General features: G+C 75.7%; 10 protein-coding genes. 7 read left to right on the forward strand and 3 right to left on the reverse strand.

Translation table 11 applies throughout. The features are described from left to right. The first annotated feature begins 85 nt into the window (after positions 1 to 85). The 4 genes from B9S64_RS10715 to B9S64_RS10730 all read left to right on the forward strand — a co-directional run bounded on the left by B9S64_RS10715 (position 86) and on the right by B9S64_RS10730 (position 8,912). Positions 86 to 3,286, forward strand: coding sequence for a type 2 lanthipeptide synthetase LanM family protein (locus B9S64_RS10715; RefSeq protein ID WP_375153043.1), 3,201 nt, complete (start codon positions 86 to 88; stop codon positions 3,284 to 3,286). An 85-nt stretch (positions 3,287 to 3,371) separates the two neighbouring features. Then, positions 3,372 to 3,578: a hypothetical protein gene (locus B9S64_RS10720; RefSeq protein ID WP_103492725.1), complete on the forward strand. Its 207-nt coding sequence runs from the start codon at positions 3,372 to 3,374 to the stop codon at positions 3,576 to 3,578. Between the two features lie 187 nt (positions 3,579 to 3,765). Further along, a complete protein-coding gene (locus B9S64_RS10725; protein ID WP_103492726.1) occupies positions 3,766 to 6,681 on the forward strand; it encodes an AAA family ATPase in 2,916 nt (971 codons plus the stop codon). Between the two features lie 362 nt (positions 6,682 to 7,043). After that, positions 7,044 to 8,912 (forward strand): BTAD domain-containing putative transcriptional regulator, encoded by a 1,869-nt coding sequence (locus tag B9S64_RS10730; protein ID WP_103492727.1) that lies wholly within the window; start codon positions 7,044 to 7,046, stop codon positions 8,910 to 8,912. Here the strand turns inward: B9S64_RS10730 and lanKC are convergent. The 3 genes from lanKC to B9S64_RS34440 form a co-directional block, all read right to left on the reverse strand. Then, positions 8,899 to 11,565, reverse strand: coding sequence for a class III lanthionine synthetase LanKC (lanKC, locus tag B9S64_RS10735; protein WP_103492728.1), 2,667 nt, complete (start codon positions 11,563 to 11,565; stop codon positions 8,899 to 8,901). The two genes, B9S64_RS10730 and lanKC, sit on opposite strands and share 14 nt — an antisense overlap. Positions 11,566 to 11,660: 95 nt before the next feature. Beyond that, a complete protein-coding gene (locus B9S64_RS10740) occupies positions 11,661 to 12,989 on the reverse strand; it encodes an MFS transporter (protein ID WP_103492729.1) in 1,329 nt (442 codons plus the stop codon). Positions 12,990 to 13,260: 271 nt separating this feature from the next. Further along, the gene (locus tag B9S64_RS34440) at positions 13,261 to 13,416 is read right to left on the reverse strand and encodes a hypothetical protein (protein WP_181012397.1); all 156 of its coding nucleotides are present in this window, start codon (positions 13,414 to 13,416) and stop codon (positions 13,261 to 13,263) included. A 326-nt stretch (positions 13,417 to 13,742) separates the two neighbouring features. Here B9S64_RS34440 and B9S64_RS10745 point away from each other — a divergent pair, with 326 nt between their 5' ends. Genes B9S64_RS10745 through B9S64_RS10755 form a run of 3 tightly spaced genes read left to right on the forward strand, consistent with a single transcriptional unit; the run spans position 13,743 to position 15,804 of the window. Continuing rightward, positions 13,743 to 14,852: a radical SAM protein gene (locus B9S64_RS10745; protein ID WP_109492029.1), complete on the forward strand. Its 1,110-nt coding sequence runs from the start codon at positions 13,743 to 13,745 to the stop codon at positions 14,850 to 14,852. Next, positions 14,849 to 15,586 (forward strand): iron-containing redox enzyme family protein, encoded by a 738-nt coding sequence (locus B9S64_RS10750; RefSeq protein ID WP_103488669.1) that lies wholly within the window; start codon positions 14,849 to 14,851, stop codon positions 15,584 to 15,586. Before B9S64_RS10745 ends, B9S64_RS10750 begins: the two co-directional genes overlap by 4 nt. Continuing rightward, a complete protein-coding gene (locus B9S64_RS10755; RefSeq protein WP_103488668.1) occupies positions 15,583 to 15,804 on the forward strand; it encodes an aroma-sacti cluster domain-containing protein in 222 nt (73 codons plus the stop codon). Before B9S64_RS10750 ends, B9S64_RS10755 begins: the two co-directional genes overlap by 4 nt. The last annotated feature ends 78 nt before the right edge of the window (positions 15,805 to 15,882 follow it).

Genomic DNA, 15,882 nt, shown 5'->3' on the forward strand with positions numbered 1-15,882 from the left:
GTCTTCCACGGCCGGGGAGGTGGACGCGGTGGCGGAGAAGAACACGGTCCGGGGTACGGAACCGCTCAAGGCCCCCGCGCCGCGTATGGCGGCGGCCCGCACGGCCCCCGGGCACCCGCGCGACGTCGCGCCGGAACCGCGCGAACCGTACGGTCCCGTCCGAGCACCGCGCGACCCCGCACCGGCCCCGCGCGGTCCCAGCCCCCTCCCGGAACCGCACAACGCCGCACCAGCACCCGCACCCGCCCCGCGCGGCGGCCCTTCCCCGGAACCACGCGACCCCGCCGCCCCCGGGCCCGGCACCCACGACCGGGTGCCCGGGGACGCCCCGCTCCTCGGTGCCCGGGGGCACGGTGAGCCGTGGTGGCTGGCCGGTGTCGTGGGGCAGGCGGCCGGCGGGGAGCCCGACTGGGCCGTGTTCGTCCGGGAGGCCGTGGCGGGCGCGCCGGTCGAGGTGGAGGTTCCGGACCGGCCGTATCCGGACCTGACCGGTTTCGAGCTGGTCGTGGCGCCGTTCGTGGCGCGGGCCGCCGACCGGGTGGCCGAGGCGTGCGGGGCGGGCGGCTGCCCCGCCGCCGTGCTGGAGGGGTTCCGGCAGGACACCGCCCGGCGGCTGGCGCGGCTCGCGGCCCGGACCCTCGTACTGGAACTCCACCAGGCGCGCACCGGAGGCCGGTTGGGCGGGAAGGGGTCGCGGGAGCGGTTCCGGGACTTCCTGCGGATGACGGCGTGCCGGGCCGGTCTCGCGTCGCTGGTCACCGCGTATCCCGTGCTCGCCAGGGTCCTCGCACGCAACGCGCTGAACGCGGCCGACGCGTTCGCGGAGATGCTCGGCAGGCTCGCGGCCGACCGGGACCTGCTGGCCTCCTCCGGGGTGCTCGGCGACCGGGGCACGGGGACGGCCGGCGGCTGCGGGCCGGACGCCCTGACGGGGGTCGCCGCCGGTGCCGGTGACAGTCACCGCGGGGGCCGGGCGGTGATGCTGCTGCGGTTCGCGGACGGTGCCCGGCTGGTCTACAAGCCGCGCCCGCTCGCCGCCCACCGGCACTTCAACACGTTGGTCGCGTGGTTCAACTCCCGTGTGGACGGTACCGATCTGCGCTCGCCCCGGGTGCTCGACCGGGGCGCGTACGGCTGGGCCGAGTTCGTCGAGGAGGCGCCCTGCCGCTCGGCCGCCGAGACCGCGCACTTCTACCGGCGGCTGGGCGCGCTGCTGGCCCTCCTGCACGTCCTGGACGGAACCGATCTGCACCACGAGAACCTGATCGCCCGGGGGCCGCACCCCGTGCTGGTCGACGTGGAGACGCTGTTCCACCCGCCGCTGGTGCCGGCCGGCTTCGCCGATCCGGCCGCCCGCGCCCTGCACGCCTCGGTCCACCGGGTGGGCCTGCTCCCGCAGTTGCTGGTCGGGGACACCAGCGCGCTCGACATGTCGGCCATCGGCGGGGGCCGGGCGGCGCCCTCCCCCGTCGAGACGGCGGACTGGGCGGCGGCCGGTACCGACACGATGCGCCTGGTCCGCAGGGCGGGCCGGTTCACCGGGTCCGCCAACCGGCCCCGGCTCGACGGGGTACGGACCGACCCGTCCGCGTACACCGACGCCCTGTGCGACGGCTTCCGCGCGGCCTACACCGCCCTCAGCGAGTCTCGCCGCGAACTCCTCGGCCCGGACGGCCTGTTGCGTATGTTCGCGCGGGACGAGGTCCGCTTCGTGCCCCGGCCGACGTCGGCGTACGCCACGCTGCTGCACGAGTCCACCCACCCCGACCTGATGCGCGACGCCACCGAACGGCAGCGGGTGTTCGCCCTGTTGCGCACCGGGGCCCTCGGCGCGACGGCGCTGCCCGGTCTGGAGGACGAGGAGATCGCGGAGCTGTGGCGGGGTGACGTGCCGGTGTTCACCACCCGGCCGGGCGCCACGGACCTGTGGAGCGGTACGGGGCGCCGGGTGCCCGGATCCGGTGGCCCCTGCGGGCTGGAGCGGGTCGAGGCGAAGGTGCGCGCCCTGGACACGGTGGACCGGCAGGACCAGGAGCGGATCATCCGGACCGCCATGGTCGCCACGTCCGCCGAGCCCCCGCACCGCGCCTCCGGGGGCGGCCGGCCGAGGGTGGCCGCCACCGCGCCGGAACCGGAACGGCTGCTGTCCGCCGCCCGGTCGGTCGGCGACCAACTGGTCTCGCAGGCGTACCACGACGGGAACCGGACCAACTGGATCGGCCTGGAGCTGCTCGGCGAACGTTACTGGCGGCTGACCCCGCTGGCGGCCGACCTCGCGTGCGGCTACACCGGGCCGGCCCTCTTCCTCGCCCAACTGGCCTCGCTCACCGGGGACTCGCGGTACGCCGACGCCGCCCGCGCGGCCCTGGCGCCGGTGCCGGGGCTGCTGGACGCCCTGCACCGGCGGGTGGACGACCTCGGGGTGCTCGGCTCCGGCGCGTTCGCCGGTCTCGGTGGCATCGCGTACGCCCTCACCGAGGTGGGGACGCTGCTGGACGATCCCCGGGTACGGGAGTGGGCGGGTCCCGCCACCCGGCTGAGCCACGCGGCGGGTTCCGCCGAGGACGGGTCCGGGGTGCGCGGCGGGGCGGCGGGCGGACTGGTCTCGCTGCTCGCGGTGCACCGGACCACCGGCCGGGCGGAGGCCTGGCGTGGTGCCGAACTCTGCGCCGAGCGGATCGCGGCGGCACCCCTGCCCACGGCGGAGGGCTTCGCGGACGGGGCGGCGGGCATCGGCTGGGCGCTGTTGCGGTTCGCCGGTGCGGGCGGCGGTGCGCGCTACCGCGAGGCGGGGCTGGCGGCCCTGCGCCGTGCGGTGCTCGGCGACCACGAGGGCCAGGCCTGGTGCCGGGGCACGGCGGGCGTCGCGCTCGCCGTCGCCGACAGCCCCGACGCCCTGGCCGACCCCGAGCTGGCCGCCTGGCTGGCGGTCCGGGCCGGTGAGCTGGCCGAGGCCGCGCCGCTCGCCGACGACAGCCTCTGCCACGGCGAGTTGGGCGTACTGGAGCTGCTGGGCCACACCGCCCTGCCCCACGCCCGCCCTCACTGGCTGCGCCGGACCGGCATCCTGCTGGCCGCCGCCGACCGGGCGCAGCCGCACTGCGGGACGCCCGGACACGTACCGCACCCGGGGCTGCTCACCGGCCTGTCGGGTATCGGGCACGGGCTGTTGCGGGCGGGCTTCCCCGACCGGATCGGCTCCGTGCTGCTCCTGCGCCACTCCGCCGGGATCCCCCCGGGACGGCCCGGCCCCCTCCGTACCTCCGTCGTCGACCACGGCCGATGACCCGTCACCGTGGCCCGTCGGCGACGACCTGTCACATGACCCCTTCCTGATGACCCCACCCTGATCACCGACAAGTGAGGCAGACATGACGCAGATCAGCGACTCGGCCCTGTACACCGCCGCCACCACCGCGTACGACGGTGCCTCCGAGCACCCCGCGGGCCGGATCTCGCTCGGTTCCGGCGGGGCGTTGGGGCTGCGCAGCAGACTTCTCAGCGGGTCGGACGGGGACGGCGGCTACGACCCGGAGCTGCCGCTGACCACCTTCACCGCCCCGATCACCGCGCTCTGACCCCTTCACCGTCCCGATCACCGCGCTCTGACCTCTTCACCGTCCCGGTCCGTCCGACTTCTTTCGCCTTTCTGTTACGGTCCGGCCCCTTTGGCCGTTCCCCTTCGACCCTTTCACGGGACAACGCACCGGATTCCGGCGAATGCGCCTACTGCCGCGCTCTGTACGGCTCCAGTAGCCTGCGGCCATGCGAGCCACTTCGCCGGTCATCGTGGGCCGGGACGACGAGATCGTCCTGCTGGGCAGCGCCCTGGACGCCGCGCGACGGCGTTCGGGGCGCGCGCTGTTCCTGCTCGGCGAGGCGGGGATCGGCAAGTCCCGGCTGGGAGGTGAATGCGCCTACCGGGCCTACGGTCTGGGCATGCCGGTGCTGCGCGGACGGGCCGGATCGACGGGCCTGGTCGTGCCGTTCCGCCCCCTGGTGGAGGCCCTCTCGTCCCACTTCCGGGCGGCGGGCACCCCCACCGATCCCGAACTGACGCCGTACCACCCGGCGTTGGCCCGGCTGGTCCCGGAGTGGCGGGGCAGCGCGTCGCCGGGATACACCGAGACCGTCGTCGAACTGGCCGAGGCACTGCTGCGGTTGCTCTCCGTGCTGGGCCGGGACACCGGCTGTGTGATGCTGCTGGAGGATCTGCACGACTGCGACACGGAGACCCTCGCGGTCGTGGAGTACGTCGTGGACAACCTGGCGGACCTGCCGATCCTCCTGCTGGGCACCCTGCGCCCGGAGCCGGGGACGGCCCTGGACCTCGTACGCGCGGCCGAGCAGCGTAACAGCGCGGCGGTACGGGAGTTGGGGGCGCTGGACGACGCGCAGGTGCGCCTCCTCACCGGTGCCTGTCTGGAGGCCGCGCCCGAGCGGGTACCGGCGGTGGTCCAGCGACGGCTGGCCGAACGCGCGGCGGGCAACCCCTATCTGGTGGAGGTGCTGCTCGCCGACCTGCTGGACACCGGCAGGTTACGGCGGACGGAGAACGGCTGGGAGGCGGCGGAACAGCCGGACTCCACGCTCCCCTCACGCATCCTGAGGAGCTGGTCGCGGCGGCTCGACCGGCTGGACGAACCGGTACGGGACCTGCTGCTGACGGCGGCCACCCTCGGCAGCCAGTTCTCCGTCGGGGTCCTCCAGACCGTCACCGGCCTGGAGGACCGGGCCCTGTTCACCCATCTGCGGTCCGCGGTCGAGACCGGGGTGATCGCCCCCGACGGCGCGGCCCCCGACCGCTACACCTTCCGGCACACGCTCACCGCGGAGGCGCTGGTCTCCTCGCTCGCCCCCGCCGAGCGGGCGGCGCTCGCCCGCCGGGCGGCGACCGCCGTCGAACACTCGGGTGAGCCCCTGGACGAGGACCGGCGGCAGCTCGTCGCGTCCCTGGAGCTGGCGGCGGGCAACCGCTCGGGCGCCGCGCTCCAGTTCGCCGAGGCGGGGCGGCGGATGCTCGCGGCCGGCTCGCACGGCTCGGCCGTGGTGCTGCTGGAGCGGGCCCGTTCGCTGGCGGCGGAGGCCGACCGGGCCGGGGTCACCGAGGCCCTGGCGGTGGCCAGGGCCGAGAGCGGGGACCTGGACGGCGCCCTCGCCCTGGTGGAAGCGCTCCCCCCGGTCCCCGCGCATTCGGAGGCGGCCGTCCGGCGCGGAGAGGCCCACATCAAGATCGCCTGGGTGGCGGTCATGGCGGAGCGGGCCGACGACACGGACCGGCAGATCGGTGCGGCGCGCGCACTGCTCGGTCCGTCGCCCTCCCCGGCGCGGTGTGCCTCGCTCGCGGTCGTCGACGGGCACCTCTCGCTGCTGCCCGGCCAGGAGCGGCTGGATCCGGAGGCGGTCGAGCGGGCCGCCCGCGAGGCCGCCGGCACCGCCGAGGCCGAGGGACTGCCCGTGGTCGCCTGCCAGGCCTGGCAGTTGCTGGCGCTGCTCACGCGGGAAGAGGGCTTCGACGCCGCCGACGCGTGTCTGGAGCGGATGCTGTCGCTCTCCACCGAGCACGCGTTACCGCTGTGGCGGGTGGAGGCGCTGGTGCGCCTGGGTGCGAACGGTTTCATGCGGACCGGTGACGCGGCCCGGCTGCACTCCGCGCGGGCGGCCGCCGCGGAGCTGGGGTCGCTGCTGCTGACGCAGACGGTGGACGGGCTGCTCGCGATGAACGCGGTGATGTGCGCCCGGTGGGAGGAGGCGGAGGAGACCGTCGAGCGGTCGGTGGAGGTCAGCGCCCGGATCGGGAATCTCGCCGCCCACCGCTACCTGCTGCTGGCCGGCGCCACGATGGCCGCGCACCGGGGCCGCCGCCGGGAGCGGGACCGCTGTCTCGCCGCGTTCCGCCGGGCCGGTGGCGAGGACTCCCCGCTGGTGCCCCTGCGGCTGGGGTTCTGCCGGGCGCTCGGCGCGCTGCTGGAGGAGGACCGTGCCTCGGCCGTGGCGGATCTCGACGCCGTCATGGCCTGGGAGCGTGACCACCCCAGCTACTACTACCTCAGCGGCCGCAACGGGCTGCGTCCGCTGCTGCGGGTGCTCGCCGGTGAGGCGGACCGCGCGGAGTACGAGGAGGTGGCGGCGTCGCCGGGTGCGGCGCTGGCCTGGAACCGGCAGTTCCTCGACCTGGCGGACGCGGTGCTGCTGGGCAGGGAGGGCGAACAGGCCGCCGCCGTACGGCGGATGGCGGCCTTCGACACCCGGTCCGCGGCCTTCCCGGTCGCCCGCCACCTCGGGCTCCGGCTGGTCGCGGACGCGGCCTTCGCCGACGGGTGGGGGGAGCCGGTGTCATGGCTGCGCACCGCCGAGGAGTACTTCTACGACGCCGGGGTGCAGCCGGTGGCGGCCGCCTGCCGGGCGGCCCTGCGGCAGGCCGGGGTGAGCGTGACCCAGCACCGGGACGGCCGGGACCGGATCCCCTCACCGCTGCGAACGCACGGGGTGACCCCGCGCGAGTACGAGGTGTTCGTCCTGCTGGCCGAGCGGCCGGGCAACCAGCAGATAGCCCGCCGGCTGTCCATCTCGCCCCGCACGGTGGAGAAGCACCTGGCGAGCCTGATCAGCAAGACGGGCCGGGCGAACCGGGCGGCCCTGTGCGAGTTCGCGGCGGAGTGCCTGGTCGATCACGCCTGAGGGCGGCCGCGCATGAGGGCGGCCGCGCATGAGAGCGACCACGCATGAGAGCGACCACGCGTGACGGCGACCACGCATGAGGACCGGAATGCCTGATGGCGGCCGCCGGGACCGGGCACGCGTCAGGGTCTGAGGACGACCGCCCCGACGGACCACGCGCCCCGCCCATGGGGGTGCGCGGCGGCAACATGGGGGCACGGGGCGACGGAGGTCGGGTGCCCGCCCCGGAACATGCGGGGCGCTCACCGATGTGCCCCGCTCCCGGGCCCGGAAGGATCGGCGGGTGTACGGCGGCCCGTCCCCGTCCGGTCGGCCGGTGTACGGCAGCCCGCCGCCCGTCCCCCCGCCCTGGAGGCCCGCCGATGACCCGCCCTCCTGCCCGACCCGCCCCCACCGGCTCGGTGTACTTCTCCCTGCTCGGACCCCTCACCGCCGTGCTGGACGGCAGACCCCTGCCGCTCGGCCCGCGCAAGCAACGGCTGGTGCTGGCCACCCTGCTGGCCCGCCCCAACACCCCCGTACCGGTGGATGTGCTGACCGACGTGGTGTGGCCGGAGTCGCCTCCGAGGACCGCGCGCAAGAACCTCCAGGTCTACGTCAGCGCCGCCCGGACCCTCTTCGGTGCCGTGGACGGCGGTGACCGGGACCGGGTGGTGCACGGCTGCGGCGGGTACCGGTTGCGGATCGAGGAGGGCGAGCTGGACACCCTCCGCTTCCGGGCACTGGCACGCGCCGGGCGGGCCGCCGGTGAGCGGGGGGACCTGCGCACCGCGGCCCGGCTGCTGCGGGAGGCGCTGGACCTCTGGGGTGAGCGCCCGCCCCTGCACGACCTGCGGGACTCGGCCGTGGTGGCGGACGAGGCGGAGCGGCTGGAGGCCCGGTGCCTGACGGTCTACGAGGACTGGGCGGAGGCCGAGATCGAGACGGGCCGGGCCGCCGCCGCGGTGGACGGTCTGCGGGACCTGGTGGAGCGTCACCCGCTCCGCGAGCGGCTGCGGGCGGCCTGGATGAACTCCCTGCACCAGTCCGGCCGGCAGGCGGAGGCGCTGGAGGTGTACGACGACTACCGGCAGTTGCTCGCCCGGGAGTTGGGGCTTGAGCCCAGCCCGGCACTGGCCGCGCTCTACGGCCGCCTCCTCGGCCGGGGCGCCACACCGCGGCCGGCCGGGCCCCGCCCCGCCGCACGGGACGTGTCGCTGCCGGCGGACCTCCGCGTCTTCACCGGACGCGACGACGAACTGGCCCGGCTGCTCCCGGTGGCGGGCGCCCCGGACGGCGGTGTGGTGGTCGTGACCGGCCCGGCCGGGGTGGGCAAGTCGGCGCTGGCGGTGCGGGCGGCGCACCTGCTCGCGGAGGACTTCCCCGACGGACGGGTGCACATCCGGGCCCGGCGCCAGGACGGCACGGCACGCGTCCGGACCGACATGCTGGAGGAGTTGCTGCGGCTGTGCGGCATGGGGACCTCAGGCCGGCCGGACGCGGCGGAGGCGGAGAGCGTCTGGCAGGACTGGCTGTCCCGGCACCGGGCCCTGGTCGTCCTGGACGATGTGGCGGACGAGGCGTCGGTACGCGGGCTGCTGCCCCGGTCGGGTCGCTCCTCGGTGCTGCTGACGGCGCGCGGGCTCCTGGCCGGGCTGGCGCCGGTGCACCGGATCGCCCTGTCCGCGCCGGAGGAGGACGAGGCGCTGGACCTGCTCGGGAGGCTGATCGGCGCGGACCGGCTGCGGACCGACCGGGCCGCGGCGCTGCGCATCGTACGGGCCTGCGGGGCGCTGCCGGTCGCGGTGGCGGTGAGCGGGATGCGGCTGGCGGTGCTGCGGCACCTGCCGTTGGCGGAGTACGCGGCCCGGGTCGAGGACCCGTCGGCGGTCCTGGACGAACTGGTCGCCGGTGACGTGTCCGTACGGTCGCGGATCGCGGCGGGCTGGCAGGACCTCGGTCCGGGCGACCGGGGGGCGCTGGCGCTCCTCGCCGACCTGGCCCCGGACGGCGGTTTCACCCTGGAGCGGGCGATGGAGGCCCTGGGGTGCGGGGAGCGGGGGGCGATCCGTACGGTCGAATCGCTCATCGGCACCGGTGCGGTGACCTCACCGGCCGGGGAGGTCACCGCCCACGCGGCGCTGTACGAGGTGCCGCGCCTGCTCTGTCTGTACGCCCGCGAGCGGTCCGGGGGCGGTGCGGGCGGGCGCGGCGGGGTGCCGGTGCCCGCCCTGCCGTTCAGCCGAGGGTGAGCAGCTCCAGCAGCCCGGCGGGGGCCGGGCCCGCGCCCTTGCTGTCCCCGGCCCCGTCCTCGCCCCGTGACAGGAAGTGCAGGCCGAGCAGGACGCCGGCCGCCCCCGTGGCGAGGTCGGCGGAGAAGCGGCGCAGGGTCGCGCCCGGCACCAGCAGCCGGTCCTCGTCGGCGACGAGATGCCAGGTGAGATTGCGTACGGAGGCCAGGACCTCGTCGTTCTCCCGGGCGCGCGTCGCCGTACCGAGAACGCCCCCGGCGCCCGTCGCCGTACCGGAGGGGCCCCCGGCGCCCGTCGCCGTACCGAGCTGGCCCGCCGCCGCGACGAGACCCGTCCGCCCGGTGAACAGCCCCGGTTCGCGGACGAATTCCGTGACGCAGCCCGTACGCACCCCCGAGAGCAGGGCGCTCGGCGCGGGCTCCCCGGACCGGTCGGCGTACGCCTGGGCCACCAGGGCGACGCCCGCGCTGCCCTGGTCCAGGTAGAGCAGATGGCGTCGGCCGTCCTTGACCTGGACGGAGCCGCCGGGCATGGCGACGAGGTGCCCGGTCTCCCGGTCCAGGGCCTCGCGTGCGGCCTTCCGCAGCCACTCCTCGCCGGTCAGCGCGTGCAGTTCCAGGTGGAGCAGGACGGCCCCGCTCAGCCCGCGCAGAAGTCCCGCCGACTCCGGGAGGCACATCCCCGGTACCGCTTCCCCCCGTACCAGCTGGTCCAGGTCCCACGCGGTGCGCAGGGCGGTGTCGATCAGTGCCTGGTCGGGGGACGGGCCGGTGGCGCGGGCCATGCGCAGGGCCGCGAGCGCGATCCCCGCGCGCCCGGTGAGCAGGTCCGCCGAACCGGCCGCCGGCGCGGACGACATGGCCCGGTCCCACAGCGCCCGCCCCTGCTCGCCGCGGCCGAGGAGGGTGAGGACGAGGGCCGTGCCCGGCAGTCCGTCGTAGAGTCCGCCCGCCGCGGCGGGGTCCCGGTTCAGCGCGGCGGAGGCGAGCCAGTCGGTCCACTCCTCGGGGACGGGGGCGCCCACCCGGTGCAGCGCGTACAGGACGCCCGCCGCGCCGTGCGCGATACCGGTGCCCCCGGTGGCGAAGAGACCCGGGTCGCCGGGGAAGAGCCGGTCCGCCCGCTCCGGGGTCGCCCCGGAGCGGATACCGGCCACCAGGCGGGTGCGGATCTCCGCCCAGTCCGGGACGGGCCCGTCGAACAGGGCGGCCACCTCCGCCTCGCGTTCCCGTGAGGCCGTCGCGTCCTGGAGGAGCCGGGGCCTGGCCGGTCCGGCGTCGGCCGGGAGGCCGTAGCGGCGCCGGGCCCAGCTCTCCAGGGTGAGGGCCTTCGCCCTCTCGTGCCCGGCCATCTCCGTGATCGGCATCAGCATGGTGAGCCAGGTCGCCCAGAGCGCGTAGGCGTCCGCCTCCGCCCCGGGGGTGCCGGGGGGCGCCTGGAGTCCGAGGGCCCCGGCCAGCGGGGTGCGCTCGTCGTCCAGCCCGGTGGCGTACTCGAAGTCGATGAGGGCGACGCGGCCGTCGGGCCGCAGGATGATGTTGGAGGGGTGCAGGTCACCGAAGCGGAGACCGCGCGCGTGGATCGCCTCCAGGGCCCGGGTCAGTCCGGCCAGCACCGAGTCCACCCACTGGAGGTACGGGGCGAGTCCGGCCGCCGTGTCCGCCCCCCGCACGAGGGCGAACCGGGCGACGATCTCCTCCAGCAGGGTGCTGCCCTCGATGTGCTCCTCGATGAGGAAATGGTGCTCCCAGACGGTCCGTACCCCGTACACCTCGGGTACGCAGTCCAGGCCGGCCAGTGCCGTCAGCGCCCGGTGCTCGCGGTGCAGCCGGGTCACGGCGTCGTCGCCCGCGCCGTCGAGGCCGCAGTGCGGGCGTGCCTCCCGGAGCACCACCTGACGGCCGGTCTCCCGGTGCCTGGCCCGGTAGATCCCGCCCGCGTTGGAGAACTGGAGCGCCTCGGTGACCGTGTAGGGGAAGCCGTCGTCGCGGGCGGCGGCCCGCGCGGCGAGGTGCGGCCGCAGGGCCGCGGGGACATCGAGCCACTCGGGCATCCGGAAGACCACACCGCGTTCGTCCGGCACCAGCGTCCCGGAGGGGTCGCGCAGGGCGAGGACCCGGCGGCCTTCGGCGTCGAGGCACCAGAGGGGCACGTAGGCGCCGTACCGCGTGTACACCGGGGCGTCACCGATGCGCAGGTCGCTGAGGACGTAAGGCCCGCTGCGCCCCGCCAGCTCCCGGGACAGCTCCTCGGCCAGGGTCAGGAACACGGCCTCGTCGGGCGGGTAGACGGCGATGAACTTGCCCGCGCCGCTGCGGTTCATGTACTTGTCCGCCATGAGCAGCAACGCCCGTTCGCTGCGCAGGAACTTGAACGGCACCCCGTGGCGGAGGCAGAGCCTGGCGGTGTCCCGCAGGGTGGCCTCGGCCTCCTCGGGCACGGTGGACACATGGATCTTCCAGCCCTGTTCGGCCGGCCGTCCCTCCTCGGGCACCAGGGAGGTCCACAGGCCCACGGCTTCGCGCCGCCAGCCGGCCGGGGGCGGTTCGCTGTCGAGCCGGTACCGGGTCTCCTGGTCCGGCAGCCGGTCCGGGACGTCGAAGTACCTGCGGTCGGCGAGGCAGTAGAGCTGGGTCTCCTGGGGGCCTGGCACGCTCGGCTCTCCTTTCGCGAAGCCCACCGGGGGCACGGGGCCCGCCGAGGGCGCGGGCGATGGATGCGGCGCGGGTGTTCCGACCCGCGCGCGGGTCAGTCCCCGGGCACGGCACGGTGCGCGCCGGCCGGGGCATGGCCGGGGTCGGGTGCCGGTGCGGTACGCGGGTCGGGCGCCGGTCCGGGACCGGGGTCCGGGGCCGCCGGTTCCGCGGTCCGGTGCGGGGCGGCCTTCTGCCGTGTCGAGGGCGCGAGGGTGACCACGAGGGCGGACACGGCCAGTACGCAACCGGTCAGGGTGAAGGCCCAGCGGGCGCCGAAGGCGGTGAGCAGCGCGCCACCGGCCAGCGGTCCGAAGGGCTGGACGATGGAGGACAGGAAGCTCGCCGCGCTCTGCACCCGCCCCACCCGCTCCTCGGGGGTCACGATCAGCAGGGTCGAGAGGAACCCGATGCTGGCGATCGTCGCCAGGCACATGCAGAGCGCGCAGAGGGCCCCGGCCACCAGCGGATCGGTGAACCACGCCATCCCCCCGGCGGCCGTCACACAGGTCCAGCAGGTGGCGAGGATCAGGAGCCGGGAGTGCCGGTCGGGGTTGATCCGGGGCGCGATCAGCGCCCCGGCCAGCGCTCCGGCCGAGACGCAGGTGATGACGAAGCCGCCGCCGACGCCGGAACGGCCTCCCTCGGAGAACACGGACAGGGCGGTGAAGGTGAGCGCCCCGAACGCGAAGTTCATGCCGAGGCCGAAGACGAGGAGCACCGTCCGCAGATAGGGGATGCCCCAGAGGAAGGACAGACCCGCCGTCAGCTCGCGTCTGCTGAACACCGGGCCCGCCGCGGTCCTGGCCCGGGAGCGGGTGCGTACGAGGGCCACGCAGAGGGTGGACAGCAGCAGGCCGAGCGCCTCGGACGCGAAGGGCAGGGCCGGGTGGACACCGAACAGCGCGCCGCCGACGAGCGGTCCGACCAGCCGGACCGTCTGGGTGCGCGCCTGGAGCCGCGCGGTGGCGGTGCCCATCTGCTCGGGCGGGACGACCGCCCGCATCAGGCCGAAGACGGCCGGGGCGTAGATGCTGCTGAGCACCGCGCCGGAGGCGGCGACCAGCAGGACGAGCGCCATGGGTGCCCGCCCGAACCAGACGGCCGTGGCGAGGGCGGTGACGACGGTCAGGGAGCCGATGTCGCACAGCCGCATCAGCCGCCGGCGTTCGACGCGGTCGGCCATGACACCGCCGGGCAGCATCGTGATCAGCACGGCTCCCACGGCCACCGTCCCGACGGAGCCGGCCTGTACCGCGGAGCCGGTCTCCCTGAGCACCAGCAGGGGAAGGGCGAGGGCGCTCATCTGCGCCCCCAGGACGGCGAAGAGGCCGCTCATCCAGAGCAGCCGGAAATCCCGGTTGTCGCGCAGCGGCGTGGTCATCGGGGGCTCCCGGTGGTCGTCGGGGTGGTGACGAGAGGTGCGGGCGGCCGCGCGGGGCGGGGTCGCACGGACGCGGTGTGCCGCGCCCGGGTCCGGAACCCGCCGTACGGCGCCCACCGCCCGTGACGCGCGGGCCGGGGCCCGGCACGGGCCGCAAGCGGCGGCGGGGCGGTCTCCGTCATGACGGAGCCGCCCCACTCACCGGCCGGCCGGGCACCACGGCGGAGGCGTCTGCCTCGGTCCGCCGTGGCGCACGACCCGGTTCATCCGGTCACTTGGCGTTCTCGACCACGCTGACCAGGCTGACGCAGTTGCCCGGGGCGATGACCTCGTGCACGGAGGTCTCCTGGAGGTCCAGCACGGAGTGCGCCTCGACCTCGGGGGTCTCGTTGTTGTCGTCGGCCGCGGGCTTGGTGTTCTCGGACATGGTGGTCTCCGTCCACTCGTCACTGCGCTGGTCCCGGTACCGCCGGCGTGAACCGGGATCCGGTGCGGCGGGCCGGTGTGCCCGCCGTTGCCGAGAAAGCTAGGACGGCCGGCCTGGCAGACGCCCCGGCGGCGGTATGGACCCGGTATCGGGCCAGCTCGACGGGGCTGTACGGCGGTCCGCGGCCCGCGTGACGGCTCGGCCCCGCCCCCTGTGGCCTGCGCCCATACCGTCCCTGAAGCGGCCACGCACCGCCACCGAACCGGGGCGCCGCAGGCTGGCTACGCGCCCGACGCGCCCCGGCCCTCTGAAGGAGGCGGCCCCGCATGGAACTCGGCGAACTCGTCGGACGGCGGCCCTTCCCGGCCGCCGGTCTGCTGCTCGGACTGACCCGGCGCTGCCCGTTGAGCTGCGCCCACTGCTCGACCGGATCGGACATGACCGTGCGGGAGCGGCCCGAGGCCGGTCAACTCGCGCGTTTCGTGGACTCGTTCACACCGGACGACCGGCCCGACGTGGTGATGCTGACCGGGGGTGAGCCGCTGCTGCTGCCCGCGCTCGTCGAGGAGCTGAGCGCGTCGGCCCGCCGCGCCGGATCGCGTACGGCGCTGCTGAGCGGCATGTTCTTCGCCCGCTCGCCGCGGATCCCGGCGCCGGTCCTGCGCGCGATCACCGCCGTCGACCACTTCTCGGCCAGCCTGGACGTCCACCACGAGCGGGAGGTCGGCCGGGCCGACGTCTTCCGCGCCCTGCACCGGATACGGGAGGCGGGGGTGGCGGTGAGCTTCCATCTCACCGGGACCGGGCCGTCGGACCCGTACCTCGCGGACCTCACCCGGGCCGTGGAGGCGGAGTTCGGCGGCCAGGTGCCGTCGCTGGTCAACGAGGTGCGGCCGTTCGGGCGGGCCGCGTCCTGGGCCCGCCCCGCCCGTACCGGACCCGCGCCGGACGCGGTGTCCCCGTGTTCCATGGCCGCCTGGCCCGTGGTCGCCTTCGACGGCACGGTGCTGGCCTGCTGCAACCAGGACACCGTGGACCTGCGGCCCGTCCCCGACCACCTGTACCTCGGGCACATCGCCACCGACGACTGGGCGGCGGTACGCCGGCGCGCCCTGGAGTCGCCGGTGCTGCGCATGATCCGCACGGTCGGCCCCGTCCATCTGGCCGCCCGCTCCGGAGCCCCGCCCCGGGACGGCTCGTACTGCGACGGCTGCCGGGCCCTGGGCGGCGACGCACGGGTCGCGGCCGGGGCGCGGGCGGTCGCGTCGGGCGCGACGGGGGCGCTGCTGGACCTGGCGGCCGCGCGCCGGGGAGCCGCCGGAGGCCCGCAGGGCGTGGTGCGACGCCATGGCTGCGCCGCGTACGCCCCCTTGGTCGTCGCGGGCCCGGCACCGGCCGACGCCGTGCGAGCCCCGGTCTCCGGCGGGTCCCGGTGAGCGCGCCCCGGCCGAGCACCTCGGCGCGGCTGCGGGTCACCCTGCGGCTGCTGGACCGCGAGCTGCTGGACGCGATGGAGCACCTGTGGCGCCCGGAGGACCTGGTGCCCCGCTACCGCCGCTATCTGTGCGCCATGCACGCGGTGGTGCGCGCCTCGGTCCCCCTGATGGAGCGGGCCCGGGAGCACGCCGAGCGGCTGGCGTCCCACGGCGACGACCCGGTGGCCGGCCCGCTGGCCGCCTATCTGACCGAACACATCCAGGAGGAACAGGACCACGACAGCTGGCTGCTGGAGGATCTGCTGGCCGCCGGTGCCACGCCCGAGGACGCGCTGCGCCCGATGCCCGCGCCGGTCGTCGCCGCGCTCGCCGGTTCCCAGTACTACTGGATCGAGCACCACCACCCCGTGGCCCTGCTCGGTTACATCGCGGTGCTGGAGGGGTACGCGCCCGCCGCGACCCTGACCGCCCGTATCGCCAGGACGACCGGACTGCCGGACGCCGCCCTGCGGACCGTACGGGAGCACGCGGCGCTGGACACGGGCCACCTGGACGACCTGCACGCGCTGCTGGACCGGCTGCCGCTGACCCGTGGTCAGGAGGCGGAGGTGACGGTCAGCGCCATGCACTCCCTCGACGCGCTCACCCGGCTGTTCGTCCGGCTCGGGCGCTCCGTGGCGGTGCCGCCGCCCCGGGGAGCCGGACACCCCTCACCGATGGGAGTCACCTCATGACCCGACCACCCGAGAACGACGGCGGACCGCCCGTGCTGCCGGACGCGTTGTACGAGGCCGGGCTGCCGGTGGACCTGCTGAGCGACGAGCAGCGTCTCGTGCTCAGTCAGCTGACGCCGGAGGAACTGGGCGTACTGCTCGACATCAAGAGCCGGCTGGACGCGGTGGAACCCGAGGTCCAGGCGCACGGCGAGATCGCCGGCGGCGCGTTGTTCTAGGGCGTGTTTCGAAAGTCCCGCCCCGGCGCCCCGGTCCACCGGGGCGCCGACGGCGCGGCCCGGCCCCCTGGAGAGAAG

The organism is Streptomyces sp. SM18 (genome assembly GCF_002910775.2).
GTDB lineage: Bacteria > Actinomycetota > Actinomycetes > Streptomycetales > Streptomycetaceae > Streptomyces > Streptomyces halstedii.